16 protein-coding genes are annotated in these 15,519 nt (G+C 64.0%); 14 read left to right on the top strand and 2 right to left on the bottom strand.

Annotated features, from left to right (window positions below; translation table 11 throughout):
* Window positions 1-528 precede the first annotated feature (528 nt).
* The 14 genes from DOM27_RS07280 to DOM27_RS07215 all read left to right on the top strand — a co-directional run bounded on the left by DOM27_RS07280 (window position 529) and on the right by DOM27_RS07215 (window position 14,049).
* The gene (locus tag DOM27_RS07280; protein WP_110655386.1) at window positions 529-1,218 is read left to right on the top strand and encodes a beta-ketoacyl synthase chain length factor; all 690 of its coding nucleotides are present in this window, start codon (window positions 529-531) and stop codon (window positions 1,216-1,218) included.
* A 150-nt stretch (window positions 1,219-1,368) separates the two neighbouring features.
* On the top strand, window positions 1,369-1,635 hold the full coding sequence (locus tag DOM27_RS07275; RefSeq protein ID WP_110655385.1) for a phosphopantetheine-binding protein: 267 nt from the start codon (window positions 1,369-1,371) through the stop codon (window positions 1,633-1,635).
* Window positions 1,636-1,651: 16 nt separating this feature from the next.
* Window positions 1,652-2,359 (top strand): COG4648 family protein, encoded by a 708-nt coding sequence (locus DOM27_RS07270; RefSeq protein WP_188113694.1) that lies wholly within the window; start codon window positions 1,652-1,654, stop codon window positions 2,357-2,359.
* A complete protein-coding gene (locus tag DOM27_RS07265) occupies window positions 2,356-4,140 on the top strand; it encodes an ApeI family dehydratase (protein ID WP_110655384.1) in 1,785 nt (594 codons plus the stop codon). The genes DOM27_RS07270 and DOM27_RS07265 overlap by 4 nt, the downstream gene beginning before the upstream one ends.
* Complete coding sequence (locus DOM27_RS07260; protein ID WP_110655383.1) at window positions 4,130-4,885, top strand: glycosyltransferase family 2 protein; 756 nt, start codon at window positions 4,130-4,132, stop codon at window positions 4,883-4,885. Before DOM27_RS07265 ends, DOM27_RS07260 begins: the two co-directional genes overlap by 11 nt.
* Complete coding sequence (locus DOM27_RS07255; RefSeq protein WP_110655382.1) at window positions 4,882-5,871, top strand: lysophospholipid acyltransferase family protein; 990 nt, start codon at window positions 4,882-4,884, stop codon at window positions 5,869-5,871. Before DOM27_RS07260 ends, DOM27_RS07255 begins: the two co-directional genes overlap by 4 nt.
* A gap of 103 nt (window positions 5,872-5,974) precedes the next feature.
* Window positions 5,975-6,541 (top strand): outer membrane lipoprotein carrier protein LolA, encoded by a 567-nt coding sequence (locus DOM27_RS07250; protein WP_157956731.1) that lies wholly within the window; start codon window positions 5,975-5,977, stop codon window positions 6,539-6,541.
* A 14-nt stretch (window positions 6,542-6,555) separates the two neighbouring features.
* Window positions 6,556-8,934 carry an MMPL family transporter gene (locus DOM27_RS07245; RefSeq protein ID WP_188113693.1) on the top strand — a complete coding sequence of 793 codons (2,379 nt, stop codon included), beginning with the start codon at window positions 6,556-6,558 and terminating at the stop codon, window positions 8,932-8,934.
* Complete coding sequence (locus DOM27_RS07240; protein WP_110655380.1) at window positions 8,927-10,213, top strand: NAD(P)/FAD-dependent oxidoreductase; 1,287 nt, start codon at window positions 8,927-8,929, stop codon at window positions 10,211-10,213. Before DOM27_RS07245 ends, DOM27_RS07240 begins: the two co-directional genes overlap by 8 nt.
* Window positions 10,210-10,860 (top strand): DUF3261 domain-containing protein, encoded by a 651-nt coding sequence (locus DOM27_RS07235; protein ID WP_245392627.1) that lies wholly within the window; start codon window positions 10,210-10,212, stop codon window positions 10,858-10,860. Before DOM27_RS07240 ends, DOM27_RS07235 begins: the two co-directional genes overlap by 4 nt.
* Complete coding sequence (locus tag DOM27_RS07230; RefSeq protein WP_110655379.1) at window positions 10,857-12,038, top strand: beta-ketoacyl-ACP synthase; 1,182 nt, start codon at window positions 10,857-10,859, stop codon at window positions 12,036-12,038. Before DOM27_RS07235 ends, DOM27_RS07230 begins: the two co-directional genes overlap by 4 nt.
* Window positions 12,039-12,089: 51 nt before the next feature.
* On the top strand, window positions 12,090-12,563 hold the full coding sequence (locus DOM27_RS07225) for a hotdog family protein (RefSeq protein ID WP_110655378.1): 474 nt from the start codon (window positions 12,090-12,092) through the stop codon (window positions 12,561-12,563).
* A 42-nt stretch (window positions 12,564-12,605) separates the two neighbouring features.
* Window positions 12,606-13,343, top strand: a complete 738-nt coding sequence (fabG, locus tag DOM27_RS07220; RefSeq protein WP_110655377.1) for a 3-oxoacyl-ACP reductase FabG — start codon at window positions 12,606-12,608, stop codon at window positions 13,341-13,343.
* Window positions 13,344-13,443: 100 nt separating this feature from the next.
* A complete protein-coding gene (locus tag DOM27_RS07215) occupies window positions 13,444-14,049 on the top strand; it encodes a hypothetical protein (RefSeq protein WP_110655376.1) in 606 nt (201 codons plus the stop codon).
* A 39-nt stretch (window positions 14,050-14,088) separates the two neighbouring features.
* On the opposite strand, the gene DOM27_RS07210 is transcribed toward DOM27_RS07215, so the two are convergent.
* Window positions 14,089-14,445 carry a RidA family protein gene (locus DOM27_RS07210; protein WP_110655375.1) on the bottom strand — a complete coding sequence of 119 codons (357 nt, stop codon included), beginning with the start codon at window positions 14,443-14,445 and terminating at the stop codon, window positions 14,089-14,091.
* Window positions 14,446-14,574: 129 nt separating this feature from the next.
* Entirely contained in the window at window positions 14,575-15,435 is an 861-nt protein-coding gene (locus DOM27_RS07205; protein WP_110655374.1) for a universal stress protein, read from the bottom strand.
* Between the last annotated feature and the right edge of the window lie 84 nt (window positions 15,436-15,519).

Below are 15,519 nucleotides of genomic sequence, written 5' to 3'. Positions count from 1 at the left end.
AGCCCACAGACAACAGGTAGTAGAGGTAGACGCAGCCCTAAGATGGAGCCGGCCAAGGCCGGCTTCACTACATGCTTTTTCCTGTGAATTCATGACTGTAAGCGAGCGCTTTGATACAAAAAGACCATGCTCAGAGTGAAACGTGGCGTGTAGGCATCATCAGTAGTTCCTGAAAATTGGCTTGGCCAGGCTGGCACAATCGTAGACCGAGGCGCTGGCGATATCCTGGGCTTGCAGCGCATCGTGAAAGCCAACCACGGCGAACTTGGTATCGTTGTAGACGATTTTTCGATTGCGCTCGACTGGAACTTAACTTGCATCAAGTGCAATCGAGAGAACCGAAGGTAGGCTTGTCCGGCCCACGGGATCGTCCTCCCAGGGCGCGTCGGACTCCGGTTCGGCGCTTTGTCTCGCCTCGATCCACCGCAGTCACCTCACCGCTAGAATGCATAATGCTTGCACCGCGTATGCCTCCTTTTCCGTTATGATGCGTAAAGTTTTGGCAATACGGATCGTTACAACGGCGCTATGGCAGACCTGTACTTACACGATTGGCGAGGCTGGACCCCGCATCGCGTAGCCGATGGCGAGCCCCGACTCGATACGCGAGACAAACCGGCCGGCACGGCCGTGCCGTCGATGTTGCGACGGCGTCTCAACCTCGTTGGACGCGCGGTTTGCGACATGCTCGCGGCGATCGACCCCGATGCCGACAGCCTCGTTCTGCATGCTTCGCGTCACGGAGACGGCGAACGCACGCTGGAGATGCTGTACGGCCTCGATGAAGGTGAGCCGCTATCGCCTGCCCGCTTCGGTCTGTCGGTGCACAACGCCACCGTGGGCGTCTATTCCATTGCCAGCGGCAATCGCCGCAGCCAGCAGGCGATCGCCGCCAGCGGCGGGGAGTGGGCGGCGCTTATCGCTGAAAGCCGTGGCTATCTTGCCGACCATCATTCGAGCCTCGTGGTTATCTTCAGCGATCAACCCGTGCCGCCGCGCTTCGCTGCTTACGCCCCCGAGTCGTTCTCAGCCGCCGTCGCCCTGCGCCTCGGCCGGGAACCCGTGGAAGGCGCTCGGCGGCTGACGGAGACGCCGATGGCGGTCGATGATCCGACCTTGCAGCCACTCGATATCATCGACTGGCTGATGGGCCTGCGTCAGCGCGTGGCATGCCCCATGAGCCGGCGCGGTTGGCAACTCGCGAACCTTCCGTCATGATCCGCAGCCCGCGACGCAGGATCCTGGAGCGGTGTCTCATTCCTACGCCATGAGATTCCGCCCCTGCCGGCTGATACCGGCACCGCGCCTGGTCCTGAAACCAGGCGTCAGCAATTGATAATGAATGAGCAATAGGGACGATCAAGACCGATGGCGACGACAGCGCTGGAACACGAACTCAAAGAAATGATCATCGAGACTCTGGAACTGGAGGATGTCACTCCGGATGATATCGATCCCGAAGAGCCGCTGTTCGTCGAAGGGTTGGGGCTCGACTCCATCGACGCACTGGAGCTGGGGTTGGCGCTGCAGAAACGCTATGGCATCACGCTGGAATCCGAAGCGGAGTCCTCGCGCCAGCATTTCGCCAATCTGAAAAGCTTGGCGGCACTGGTCGAATCGCGTCGCCAGAAATGAACCTGGCAGCACCATCGTGATTCCGACAGCCCCTCTCAACGGCCCCAAACGTCTGCTATTGCTGGCGCTGGGCATCATCGGCCTGCTCTGGCCGCTGGTGGTCCACTTCCTCCTGCCGCATTACGGCGCCTGGCCGCTGCTGATCGGCCTGGCCGCCGTTGCCTGGTGGCGACTGCCGCCGTCTCAACGCCGCTGGGGCTGGCTCCTGCTGCCATTGCTCGTACTGCTGATGGCAACCGGCAGTGCGGAGCTCGGCCTGCGCCTGTGGCCGGTGGTCGTCAATCTTGGTCTGCTGCTGCTCTTTTCTCACGGCCTGCGCCATCCGCCCACGTTGATCGAGCGTTACGCCCGTCGACAGGAGCCGGACCTGCCCCCGCACGCCGTCCGCTACACCCGACGAGTCACCCAGGCCTGGTGTATTTTCTTTGTTATCAACGGCAGTATTGCGCTGATTACCGCAATTTATGCCGATCTCGAAACCTGGGCCTGGTACAACGGCGGTATCGTCTACGGTCTGATGCTGATCATGTTCTTGGGTGAGTGGTGTATTCGTCAGCGCGTCAAGCGTCGGGCCCCCGCTCCTGTCGATGAAGCCGGCCTGAGCGATAGCCGCCTGGACGATGGCCCTCTGGTTAACGGACCTCTGGTTGGCGGCCCTCTAGATGATGGCCCTCAGGACGAAGCCCGTCAGCGCGAAGCCCGTCAAAAGAAAGGTGCCTCATGACGTTTCGTGGCTTGAGCAATCGCCCCTGGCGTGACCGCGCCTTGGCGGCCCCCGTCGCCTGGATACCGCCGGAAGGCGACGTCCCAGCTCGCTGGTTGACCGTCAGCGAGTGGCATGGCCGCATTGGCGCGTGGCAACGATATCTGATCGACACACCCAACTTGAGTGGTCGCTGGCGACTTTACGAACCGGACCCGGTCGAGTTCAGCGCAGCGCTGATCGCCATCTGGGAACGCGGCGATCACGTCATTCTGCCCGCGGATAACCAGCCGGAGACATTGCGAAGTTTGAGCAACATGGGTGTTGCCTTGGGCCAGACCGCACCGACTTCCGAGAGCGAGCACGAATCATCACGACCGTTGGTCAGCCAACCGCCCCAGTGGTCTTCACGCCCGTTGCCCGGGATCGCCGTCTCGCTCTACACCTCCGGCTCCAGCGGCGAACCACAGCGACTGGACAAACGTTTCGATCAACTGGATGCCGAACTGGCAACGCAAGCGTCGTTATGGCCGCTGGAGGCCAACCTGATCGTCAGCCAGGTCAGTCACCAGCATATCTACGGGTTACTGTTCTCTATCTTGCGCCCACTCTGTGAAAGCAGCCCATTTGCGGCACAACCCTGTCGCTACCCGGAAACCTTGCGTACCTGGCTACAGAGCTGTCAGAACGAGGGGTTGCGGATGATCCTCGTCAGCGCCCCACCGGCGCTGTCACGCCTGCCGGAAACGCCGGGCTGGGCACCGGTGAGCGCCGCGCTCGACACGATCTACAGTTCGGGCGCCCCGCTGTCGCGAGACGCCAGCGATCAAGTCTATGCGTGTCTGGAAACGCCGGTGCACGAAGTCTATGGCAGCTCCGAAACCGGCGGTATCGGCTGGCGAGTGCAGCAGCGCGGTTCGACCTGGACGCCCTTTCCTGACGTCGAGGTCGATCAGGATGCAGACAGTCGTCTCTGGTTGCGATCACGCCATCTGGAGTCGCCGGATCAATGGCAGCGCCAGGCCGACCTGATCATGCTGATGGATGAGGGATTCGAGTTGCTGGGCCGGGCCGACCGCATCGTCAAGATCGGCGGTAAGCGGGTCTCGCTGACCGCCATGGATCGCGCGCTGGCCGAGCTACCCGGTGTCGAGCGCGCGCAGACGTTAACGCTGCAGCGACGAGACCTGCGCCTGGCCGCAGTCATCCAGCTGGATCCGGAGGCGTTGCCTCACGATCACTCTCAGCATCGCGAAACGGTGAAGCAATTGCGCCGGGCATTGGCCGCGCGCTTCGAGATGCCCGTCCTGCCCCGCTACTGGCGCTTCGTGAGCCGCTGGCCTACCAATGCCCAGGGCAAGTTGAGCGCAGACATTCGCCAACGCCTGTTTCAGGATCTGGACGACCGCCGAGCGCCGCGCTGGCTCGGAGAGTTCGCCGATGAGGATGGCTGGCACGTGATGCTGGAAGTGCCGGAGCGCTGTGTCTATTTCGACGGCCACTTCGACGACCATCCGGTACTACCCGGCATCACGCTAGTGCACTGGGCAATGCAGCAGGCGCGCCGACTGTTCGCGCTGAAAGCCGATTTTGCCGGCCTCGAACGCCTGCGTTTTCCCCAGCCACTGCTGCCCGGCGATCGCTTCGAGCTGACGCTTCTTCACCGCAAGGATGCCTCTGACCATGGAGAAGCAGGGGAGAGCCTGCGCATCGACTGCGATAGTCGACGTGGCAAGCATGTCAGCGGCCGCGTCGCCCTGGTCATCCGGCAAGAAGGGGGAGAGATAGTCGATGTCGAATGAAAACAGCGCCAGTGTCGCCGTCCTGATTCCCGTCTATAACCACGCCGAGGCGATAGGTCAGACGCTGGCAGGACTACGCGCGCTGAATCTGCCGATCATCCTCATCGACGACGGCAGCGACGCGAACTGCGCCGGGGTGCTGGACACGCTTGCCGAAGCGGACAGCGTGGAGCTGGTCAGGTTGCCGGTCAATCGGGGCAAGGGCGCCGCCGTGCGCGCGGGCCTGGCGCGGGCCGCCGAACGCGGGCTGAGCCATGTGCTTCAGGTGGATGCGGACGGCCAGCACGAAGCCGCCGACCTTCCGCCCTTCGTCGAGGGCTTACGCGCCGATGACGAGACCCTGCGGATCGGCTATCCACGCTTCGATGCCAGCGTTCCCAAGCACCGTTTCTACTCTCGCTACATCACGCATTCCCTGGTATGGCTGGCAACGCTGTCGTTCGAGCTTCGCGATACCATGTGCGGGGTCAAGCTCTATCCGGTCGCGGCGGTCAATCGACTGGTCGCCGAACACCCTTGTGGCAATCGCATGGAGTTCGACAGCGAACTGCCGGTGCGCTGGGTCTGGCAGGGCGGGCGTGTCGGCAATCTACCCGTGCGGGTTCGCTATCCGATCGATGGCGTCTCCCATTTCAAGCTGTGGCGAGACAACGTGCTACTCGCCGGCATGCATTCACGTCTGTTGCTCGGCATGCTCAGACGCCTTCCCAACCTATTGAGCCGCCGCCAGGAAACGCTTTCATGACTCCGATCAGCAGCAACCCCAACCACTGGTCGCGAATTCGTGAAACCGGCACTGCCGGCGGCGTCCGCACAATGGTCTGGATCCGGCGCAAGCTGGGTCGATTGCCGTTTCAGATCATGCTGGCGCTGGTTATCGTCTACTACTACATTGCTCACGGCTTGCATCGACGCGCCTCCCATACCTACCTGACCCGACTTTGGCGTCACCTTCACGGCGAGGCGCCCCAGCATCTGGCCTGGCTCAGCCTGCGCCACTTTCGCAGCTTCGGGCAGAGCCTGATGGACAAGATCGACGCCTGGAGCGGCATTCCGCCCGCGCTCAGCTTCGAAGGCGACACCCGCGAACGATTTCGTCGGGCAGTCAAGAGCGGCCGCGGCGGCATCATGTTCGTCTCCCATGTCGGCAACATGGAAATCTGTACCGCCATGAGCGACATGCAGGACGACTTCCGCGCGACGCTTTTGATGCATACCCGCAACGCGAGCCAATTCGACGAGGTTCTTGCCCGCTCGACTCACCGAGAAAACCCGCCGGAAATCATCGAAGTCAGCGAGATTACGCCCTCGACCGCGATGAAGCTGGGCCAGCGAATTGCCGAAGGCGGCTTCGTGGTCATCGCCGCCGACCGCGTGCCGATCAGTGACAGCGGCCGCGCCCGTACCCTGCCGTTTCTGGGCCATCCCGCACGTTTCCCGGAGGGGCCGTTCTGGCTGGCCGGTCTACTGCGCTGCCCGGTCTACACCATCGGCTGTTTTCGCGAAGAGACCAGTTACCGCATCGATTTCGATCACTTCGACGATACCAGCGAATTGAGTCGGCGGGATCGGGCAGCCTGGATCGATAGCGCCATGCAGCGCTACGTCGACTGGCTCACTCGTCAGTGCGAGAAGACGCCGCTGCAGTGGTTCAACTTCTTCCCCTTCTGGCTGGACTGCGCCGACGCTCACGCGGATGCCGACAACGATGACGAACGTAAGACCCCCTGACTCCGGCCGGTCCGTTTTGACAGAGCTTGTTTCTGGAAGACCCGGCCCGGCTCGGGAACCAGACCCGGCCACGCGAGCCATGAGACATCACAAGGACCCGACCATGCTGTTGCGCCAATTACTGATCAGTCTGCTGCTATGGGTGCCATTAGCGTCGATACCCGTTAGCGCCCAAGCCTTCGATCTGGATGATCTGCAACGCCAGCTAGCCGCCACGCCGTCAGTGGCCGGCCGTTTCGAACAGCAGCGCGAACTGGCGGATCTGGATAGCTCGCTGAAAAGCCAGGGCACGTTCATCTTCGAGCGTGGCAAGCGCGTCGTCTGGCAGCTCGAAACGCCGGTCGAGGAGCGCATCGAACTGACCCCGCAGGCGATCACCGACGGCAGCGGCGAGGCCGCGCCACCCGGCGGCGAGCAGGTCGCCCAGCTGTTCCTGCAACTGCTCGAGGGCAACTGGCAGGCGCTGGAATCACGCTTCACGCTTGAACTTTCCGGCGACCGGGACGCCTGGCAGGTCGCGCTGACGCCGAAGGAGGCCGCGCTGCGTGAACGTATTGCCGAGATCACCCTGCGTGGCGACCGCACCATCGACAATCTCGACATGCGCACGCCCGATGGCGATCGACTCGAAGTCCGCCTGTTCGACCAACACCCGCTGAACGGTTCATGAAGCCCGAGCGAATCATGAAGTGTGATCGATTCATCAAGACCTTGAGTTATCGCCGACTTGGCTGGCTCTGGCTCGTCGCACTGGCCTTCTGCGCAGTATGGCTGGGCTGGATGCTGCGTCAGGGGTTGCCCGCGGATACCGACCTGACCGCCCTGCTCCCCGCGGATCGCCAGGCGCCTTTGATCGAGAAGGCGGACCGCGAACTGGGCCGCGGCTTCGAGAATCGCTTCCTGCTGCTTCTCGGCGACGACGATCGCGTCGCGACGACCCAAGCGTTGGGACGATCGCTGCAGCAGCTGGTCGATGACGGCCAGCTCGCCGGTATCGACTGGCGCGAGCTGGATCTGGCCGATGCCGATCCGCACGAATGGATGGGACCATGGCGCTATCGCCTGCTGACGCCTCAATGGCAGCAGGCCATCGACACCGACGGTGGCAGCACGCTGGTCGACCCGGCGTTGCGCCAGCTGTTCTCGCCGACGGCGCGCCCGAATCCCGTCGCCGACCCTTTCGGCCTGCTGGATGCCTGGCTCTCGCGGCTGCCTCAGAGCCCGGTCGGCGCCGCCGACGGTCTGTTGACGCTGGACCGGAGCCATCAGCCCGGCAACCAGAAATGGAGCGTGCTGATCGGCGAGCTCGACGGCTCGCCCTATGATCTGCCGATGCAGAGTGCCCTGCACACGACGCTCGAGCAGTTTCAGCAGCAGCATCCCGATGCCGAGCTGCTACGATCCGGCCTGGTATTCCATGCTGCGGCCGGCGCCCGCCAGGCCAAGCACGAGATGTCCACGATCGGTGCCGCCTCTCTGCTCGGCGTGCTGTTGATCATCGGGTTCGTGTTTCGCTCGCCCCGGGTTCTGCTGCAGCTGATGGTTCCTCTACTGGCAGGGTCGCTGTTCGCGCTGACCCTGACCCTGGGCATCTTCGGCCGCCTGCATCTGCTGACCCTGGCCTTCGGCGCCAGCCTGATCGGTATCGCCATCGACTACGTGCTGCACCTGCAGTGCGATCGCGCCATCGAGGGCCGAGGTTTCAGGCTGCGCCGGCTGTTGCCAAGTCTCACCCTGGGCCTGATCTCGAGCGTCATCGCCTACGTGGCCCAGGCGCTGACGCCGATGCCGGGGTTACGCCAGATGGCCGCTTTCGCCGCCTTCGGGCTGATCGGCGCCTGGCTCACCGTGGTGCTGTGGCTGCCGCGCTTCACGCTTCACGCCAGCCCCTTCACCGCACGTCTGGCGACGGGCTGGTGGCGGCTGTGTCAGCCCCGCTGGAGACTGTCACCGTGGCTTGCCCTGGTCGGCGCTGTCGTTCTGGTGATCGTCTGCGCCCTGCGCTTGACCAGCGATGACAGTCTGGAACTACTCAACCCCTCGCCGGCAGCACTGATGAAGAATGAGGCCCGCGTCCAGCAACTGCTCGATCGCGACACCGGCAGCCGCTATTTCCTGGTCCAGGCCGAAGATACCCAGGCGCTGCTGGCCCGCCTCGATACGCTGGATGGCGCTCTGGATCAGGCCATCGGCGAAGGACTGAAGATCGACTATCAATCGCTGGCCGGCTCGGTGCCGACGGCCGTCGAACAGCAGGCCAATCTGGCGCGGGTGCGCAAGCTCTACGGCACTCCGCTTGACGAGCTCATTCAGCGTGCCGGACTGTCGGCCGAGGTTGCCGCCAAGGCCAGAGCGCGACTGGAACAGTCGACGCCGCTGACTCTGGCCGAGTGGCTCGAGACGCCGCTGGGCTCGCTCCAGCAGCGGCTGTGGCTGGGCGAGACAGCCAATGGCGGCGTGGCCGCAACGGTGGTGATTTCCGGAGCTCGCGACGCTCGGGTCGATAAAGCCCTGCAAGCGCTAGGCGAATCCCTCACGACGCCGAAAGCCAGCATCGAATACGTGGACCGGGTCAGCCGAATCGGCGAACTGCTCGGCGAACTGCGGCGGCATACGGCAATGTGGGTGGCGCTCGCCATGGTGCTGATGACACTGGCACTGGTGGCGAGATACCGGCGCCGCGCCTGGCGCGTCATTGTACCGCCGTTCGGCGCCACGCTGATCGTGTTGACGGCGTTCGCCGTGACCGGCGTTCCGCTCAACATCTTCAACCAATTGGGTCTGCTACTGGTGTTGGGAATCGGGCTCGATGCCGGTATCTTCAACGTGGAGCACGCCAGACGGCCCTCCGCCTGGTTGGCAATCACGCTGTCGACGCTGACCAGCCTGCTGGCATTCGGAATGCTCGCTTTCAGCGCCACGCCGGCACTGCATTACCTGGGGTTGACGTGCCTGATCGGGCTGGCCAGCGTCTGGGCGCTGGTTCCCTGGGTGCGGCCTGCCGACGCGTATCCGACGCACAGTTCACCTCGCCAGTTCTCACGGGAGAGCGAGCATGGCTGAAGCCGACCACGACGTCATCGTCATCGGCGCCGGTCCGGCCGGCGCCACGGCCGCGGCGATTCTGGCCGCCCGAGGCCGGCGCGTGCTGGTGGTCGAGCGCAGTCACTTTCCGCGCTTCTCCATCGGCGAAAGCCTGCTGCCGCAGTGCATGGGCCATCTCGAGGAAGCCGGGCTGCTGGAAGCCGTGATGGCGGCGGGCTATCAGCCCAAGAACGGCGCCGCATTCACCCGCGCCGGAGAGGAAACGGCGATCGATTTCCGCGATAAATCCACGCCGGGCTGGGGCACCACTTTCCAGGTCGAGCGCGCCGACTTCGATCAGCGTCTGATCGAGGGGGCCCGCGCCCAGGGAGCGAGCGTCGAATTCGGCGTCACCGTCACCGCCTTCCACGCCGACGATCGCCATCCCCAGATAGACGTCACCGATGAGGTCGGCCATTCTCGCACCTTGACGGCGCGTTTCGTGCTCGACGCCAGCGGTTACGGCCGCGTGCTGGCCCGACTCGAGAGCCTCGAACGTGATGCGCGACAGGATCCGCGCACGGCGCTGTTCACTCACGTCGAAGGCTTCCCCACCGAACCCTGCCATGACCGCGACAAGATCCTGATTGGCGTCCATCCCGACGACGCCGGCATCTGGTACTGGCTGATTCCGTTTCGCGATCAGCGCGCCTCGGTGGGCGTGGTCGGCGAGACGGACCGCATCAACGCTCACGGCGAGACCCCCGAATCGCGTTGGCGGGCGCTGGTCGACGCCGAACCGCGTTTCCGCCAGCTGCTCGAAGGCGCCACCACCACCCGGCCCATCGCCGAACTCCGCGGCTATTCCGCCGACGTGACGCGCCTGCATGGTCCCGGCTACGCACTGCTGGGCAACGCTGGTGAATTTCTGGACCCGGTGTTCTCGTCAGGCGTGACCATCGCCCTGCGTTCGGCCAGCCTGGCGGCGCCGCTGGTCGATCGTCAGCTAGCCGGCGAGAGAGTCGACTGGCAAAGCGAGTTCGAAAGCCCCCTGCGCGAGGGTATCGAGACGTTCCGCGCCTTCGTCGATGCCTGGTACGACGGTCGCCTGCAGACGATCATCTTTCACGCCGATGCGCCGATCGACATCAAGGCGCGCATCAGTGCCATTCTGGCAGGCTACGCCTGGGACCGAAGCAACCCCTATGCCAGTGCCTCACGCCGCCATATCGACACCTTGGCAGCCATCTGCGAGATGCGGGCCTCTGCCGCGACGGAACAGACCGGTATCGATAAGTCCACGGAGACCCGGCCATGAATCGCGTCGTGCGACCGCCAGGGATGCCGTGTCTGGGCCCGGTACTGATCCTGGTACTGATGCTGGCACTGAGCGCCTGCAGCCTGACGCCGCCGGTATCGCCAACGCCTCCGCTGGCCGCCGCAGCCACGGCCGACACGTTGAAGAGCCAACTGACGTTTCAGCCGGATGACGGGGAAGCCAGCACGCTGATCGCGTTCATTCGGATCACTCCCGAGCAGCTTCGTGCCGTGCTGGTCACGCCCTACGGCCAGCGTCTGACGACGCTGGTTCGCGATACCGAGGGCGCGCGATTCGAGGCCGGCGACGCTCCGGGAGAGTCTCCGCTGCCGATTCCACCGCAGTGGCTGGCATCGCGTCTGGAGTGGAGCCTGTGGCCACTGGGTGCCTTGCGCCGGTCATTCGAGGGGAGCGCCTGGCAGGTCGCAGACAGCAAGACAGGTCGCACCATCACCTATCGCGGCGAGCTGACCGCGCGGATAACCCCGGTACCCGACCGCGAACACCCCACCACACTCACCCTGGATGATCGCCAGGGAGGTTATCAACTGACGATCGCGCCCATGCAAGGCAGCGGCGAGTCGGAGAACAACGAGCCGAAGAGCGACGAGCCAGCGAACGATAAACAGGAGAACGCCAAGCCATGAGTGCCGCCTTCGATTGCCGTCTGTCCCGGCCCGGCGTCGTCTGCTCGCTGGGCGACGACCTGGAGACGATCGGTCGCGCCCTGTTCACGGGGAAGCGTGGTCTGACGATCGGCGATGCCTTCACGCCGGGTCGTCCTTTACCGCTGGGTAGCGTCGGCGGCGAACTGCCCGACGACAGCCAGTGGCCGAAAGATCACCGCAGTCGCAACAACCGGCTGCTGGCATTGGCGCTGGCACGCCTCGACGACCAGGTCGAGCGCCTGCTGGCGACGGTGGCGAGAGACCGGATCGGCGTGGTCATCGGCACCAGCACATCAGGAATCGGTGAAACCGAACGGGCACTCGCCGCCAGCGGCCGAGAGTCGCCGCTACCCGAGGACTTCGCCTACGCCCGCCAGGAATTGGGCGCGCCGGCGCGCTTCATCGCCGAGCACCTGGGGATCACCGGCCCCTGCTACGCGCTGTCGACCGCCTGCAGTTCGAGTGCCAGAGCGTTGGCAAGCGCCAGACGCCTGCTCAAGAGTGGCCAGTGCGATGCGGTGATCGCCGGTGGTGCGGACAGCCTGTGTCGCCTGACCGTCAACGGCTTTCTGAGCCTGGAAGCCGTCAGCGACGAGCCTTGTCTGCCTTTCTCCCATCACCGCGACGGGATCAATCTCGGCGAAGCGGCAGCGCTGTTCGTGGTCACGCCGGAGGCCGGCGGCATTCAGCTGTCTGGCGTCGGCGAAAGCGTCGATGCCCACCATATCTCGGCGCCGCGCCCGGATGGCAGCGGTGCCGCAGACGCCATGCGCCAGGCGCTGGACATGGCCGGACGCGATCCGTCGGAGATCGATTATCTCAACCTTCACGGCACCGGCACGCGGCTCAACGACAGCATGGAAGCCGCCGCCGTGGCGACGCTGTTTTCCACGCCACCCGCCTGTAGTTCGACCAAGGCCCTGACCGGCCACACGCTGGGTGCCGCCGGCGCGTTGGAGGCCGCATTCTGCTGGCTGGCGCTCGAACGGGGGCTGTGGCCGAGACACGTCTTCGACGGTGAATACGACCCGGACATTCCCGCCTTGCCACTGGTGACAGCCAACATGGCGCCGGCGCACCGGCCACGCCATGCGCTGAGCAACAGCTTTGCGTTCGGCGGCAACAACGCCAGTCTGCTGCTGACCCGGGTCGACTGAAGCGCCGGCTTGCTCCGAGAAGAGAAACGCGAGAACGACAATGGAATCCCCTTGACTGCATTCGACCCGGTTTCCCTGCCCTGCCCCATCGCACCGCTGATACCTCATGCCCGCGGCATGTGCCTGCTGACACGCCTCATCGAGGCCGATGACGAGGGCGGCGTTGCCGAAACGCTGATCCGGCGCGACGATCTGTTTGCCGAAGCCGATGGCATTCCGGCCTGGGTCGGCGTCGAGTGGCTGGCCCAGACCGTCGCCGCCTGGGCCGGCTTCCATGCCGCCGCATCGGGCAAAACCCCGGCTCCCGGGCTGCTGCTCGGGGCCAGACGCTACCAGGCCCGAATCCCGGCGTTCGCCTTCGATCAGCGAATCCGGATCGCCGTGACCATCGAATTCGTCGCCGACAACGGCGTCACCCAGATCAACGGCAAGCTGTACCCGGCGGAACATGACGATGCGCCATTGGCCCAGGGCAGCCTGACGCTCTATCGCCCCGCCTCGATGCCGACACTGGACGGCGTCTGACGGCTTTGATTTCCCCCTTTGCAGTTCTGCGCTCGAGGCTCCATGGAAGAACGACATTGCGAGACACTCCTTGTCACCGGTGCCAATCGCGGCATCGGTGAAGCAATCGCCAAACGGCTGGCGCGTGACGGTTACGATCTGGTGCTGCATTGCCGGCAACCCGGTGAAGACATCGACTTGGTTAAAGCCGCCGTGGAAGCCGAAGGACGTCAGGCACGCATCGTCCATTTCGACGTTACCGCACGAGAGACGGTCAAGACGGTATTGGAGGCGGATATCGCCGAGCACGGTTGCTATTACGGCGTGGTCTGCAATGCCGGCATCACCGCGGACAAGCCCTTTCCGGCGTTGGGGGGAGAGGATTGGGATAGCGTTCTACGGACCAACCTGGACGGGTTTTACAACGTCCTGCATCCGCTGGTCATGCCGATGATCCAGCGCCGTCGGCCTGGCCGGATCGTCACGCTCTCGTCGATGTCCGGAATGATCGGGAATCGCGGTCAGGTCAATTACAGCGCGGCCAAGGCCGGGATCATCGGTGCGACCAAGGCGCTGGCCGTCGAACTGGCCAAACGCAAGATCACGGTCAACTGCGTCGCGCCAGGCTGGATCGAGACGCGCATGACCGACGAGCTTCCGCGTGACGAGATTCGTAAGCTGATCCCCATGCAACGCACCGGCACTGCCGAAGAGATCGCCGGCACCGTGAGCTTTCTGTGTTCGAAGGACGCCGCCTATATCACGCGTCAGGTGATCGCAGTGAACGGCGGCATGATCTGAGCCAGCGCGGTTGAAGCATACTTTAGCGGATGCTCAAGAATAGCGATCCAGCGCCGATAAAGCGTCATGGCGACAACGCCTCCCCTGATTGGACATCAGCATGAAATCCGGCATTTCCATCGCCCTGATCATCATCGTGCTACTGGCGCTGGCCGTCGGTGGCGTGCTGGCCAGCGAACTTAGCTGGCCACTACCGGCCAGCGCGCTGGCGCCGCTGGGCATGTATCTGCTGACTCTGGTCCTGGCGGGTTGGCTCTGCGTGCAACTGGTGATTCTGGTCCGAGGACTCATGCGCCAACAGCAGGCACTGATCGAAAGTCAGGACGCGGTACGCCGCCAGCTGGAGGCCGCCGAACTGTCGCAACTGATGGGCCAGTTCGTCCAGCATGCCGAAGCGTTGTTGGACAAGGAGAGCCTCGACCCCAACAAGCGTAGCGTCATGCGCTGCCTGGCGGTCGACGCCATGCGGGGAAACAGCGGCCGCGGGGATGTCAATTACTCCCGTCTGGCGCAGCTCTTCGAGTGGCTCGACGCCGAGGCAAAACGTCACGAAAACGACGCTCACCGTCTGCAGTTGATGCTCCCGACGCTCATGCAGTATGCCGAGATCGCCTGGCAGCTGTGTCAGGTTGGCGAAAGCCAGGCGGAGCGGCTGTCACGGTTTCTACAACATCGACCGGCGCCGTCATCCCGCGACGACGCCTGAACGGCGTGTCGCGGGTCGACACCCTGATCACTCGGCGCGCTACTTGATCGCAGCGGTCAGCGTGATCTCGACCTTGAGCTCTCTGGCCGGCATCGGCGCGGTGATACAGGTTCGCGCTGGCGCATGACCGTCTGGAACCCAGGCGTCCCAAACGGCGTTCATGGCAGCAAAGTCCTCTCCGTCCGCCAGATAGATCGTGGCCGAGAGCAAATGCTCGCGGTCGGAACCGATCTCTTCCAGCAGCGACTCGACCCGGGTAAGCATACTGAGCGTCTGGGCAGTGATATCGCCTTCGCGGGCTTCCGGCCCCGTTACCTGGCCGCAGAGATAGGCAACGCCGTTGTGAATCACGGCGCGGCTCATGCGAGTTTGTGGATCGTGGCGTCGAATGGTCATTCGAGACTCCTGCATGACCGCCGGTCGGCGATCGATGGTCTATTCAGCCACGGCGACGTTGTGAAGCCGTGGCGCTCGGTCAGCACAGTGTATCGCCCTGTGCGGTTTAAGCGTTGCACGAGGTCTTGCTCAGCGCAGTATCAGCGTCGCCGTTCGCGCGTGCCGCAGCATGGCTGTCGTGGTGCTGCCGACCAGCAGGTGACGAATCCGCGAGTGACCGTAGGCCCCCATGATCATCAAATCGATCTGCTGACGATCGGCGTAGTCGGCGAGCACTTCGTCGACGTCACCGGCGAGAATCGTGCCCTGCGCGTCGACCTGCCCCTGACGGAGCCGATCCAGCGCCCACTGTAGCTGCGCTCGCTGATCATCGGTGCCGGCGCCGATCATGACCACGTGGCATACCAGGCCGTTGAGCAACGGGCTTTCGGCGATCATCTCCACGCCCTTGCGGGTCGTCTGGCCGCCGTCGAAGGCCAGCAGCAGTCGTGACGGCGGTCGAAATTCAGGTGGCGTCACCAGAATCGGCGTATGCAGCGTGCGCACGACCCGTTCGAGATTGCTGCCCAGATGCTCGAGGGCTTCATCCGCCGATTCGCCGCGCTTGCCCAGCACGACCAGACGGGTCTGGGGCTCGCGCTCGACCAGCGATTCAATCAGATCCCCGTGACGTAACGCGGTAGAGACCGCGGCACTCGGAACCAGGCGCTCGGCCTGGACTCGCGCTGCTTCCAGCAATTCACGGCCGTGCTGCTGCGCGAGCTTGGCCCGCTGCTCGTCGAGTTCGGTCAGCTGTTCGCGCAGATGTTCGCGACTCCCGAGACCGATCTGCCCGCTGGCGTCGGTGGCGCCCAGACACGGCGCCTTGCTCAGGACGTGCATCAGCTCGATCGGCGCGCCGATCCGTTCGGCGGCCCACGCCGCCGCCGCACAGACTGCGAAAGCGTGGTGCGAGTCGTCAATGCAGGCCAGAACCTGACGTCCACTCATGGGTTTCTCCTAGAACTCTCGTTGTAAACCAATGCCGATGAATAACGGCCTCGTCCTAACTTGCAGCTGATAACCAACAGGCGA

Origin of the sequence: Salinicola halimionae, assembly GCF_003206065.1 — a bacterium.
GTDB classification, from domain to species: domain Bacteria; phylum Pseudomonadota; class Gammaproteobacteria; order Pseudomonadales; family Halomonadaceae; genus Salinicola; species Salinicola halimionae.
Note: the sequence above shows the minus strand (reverse complement) of the source record. Positions and strands in the feature narration are given on the sequence as shown.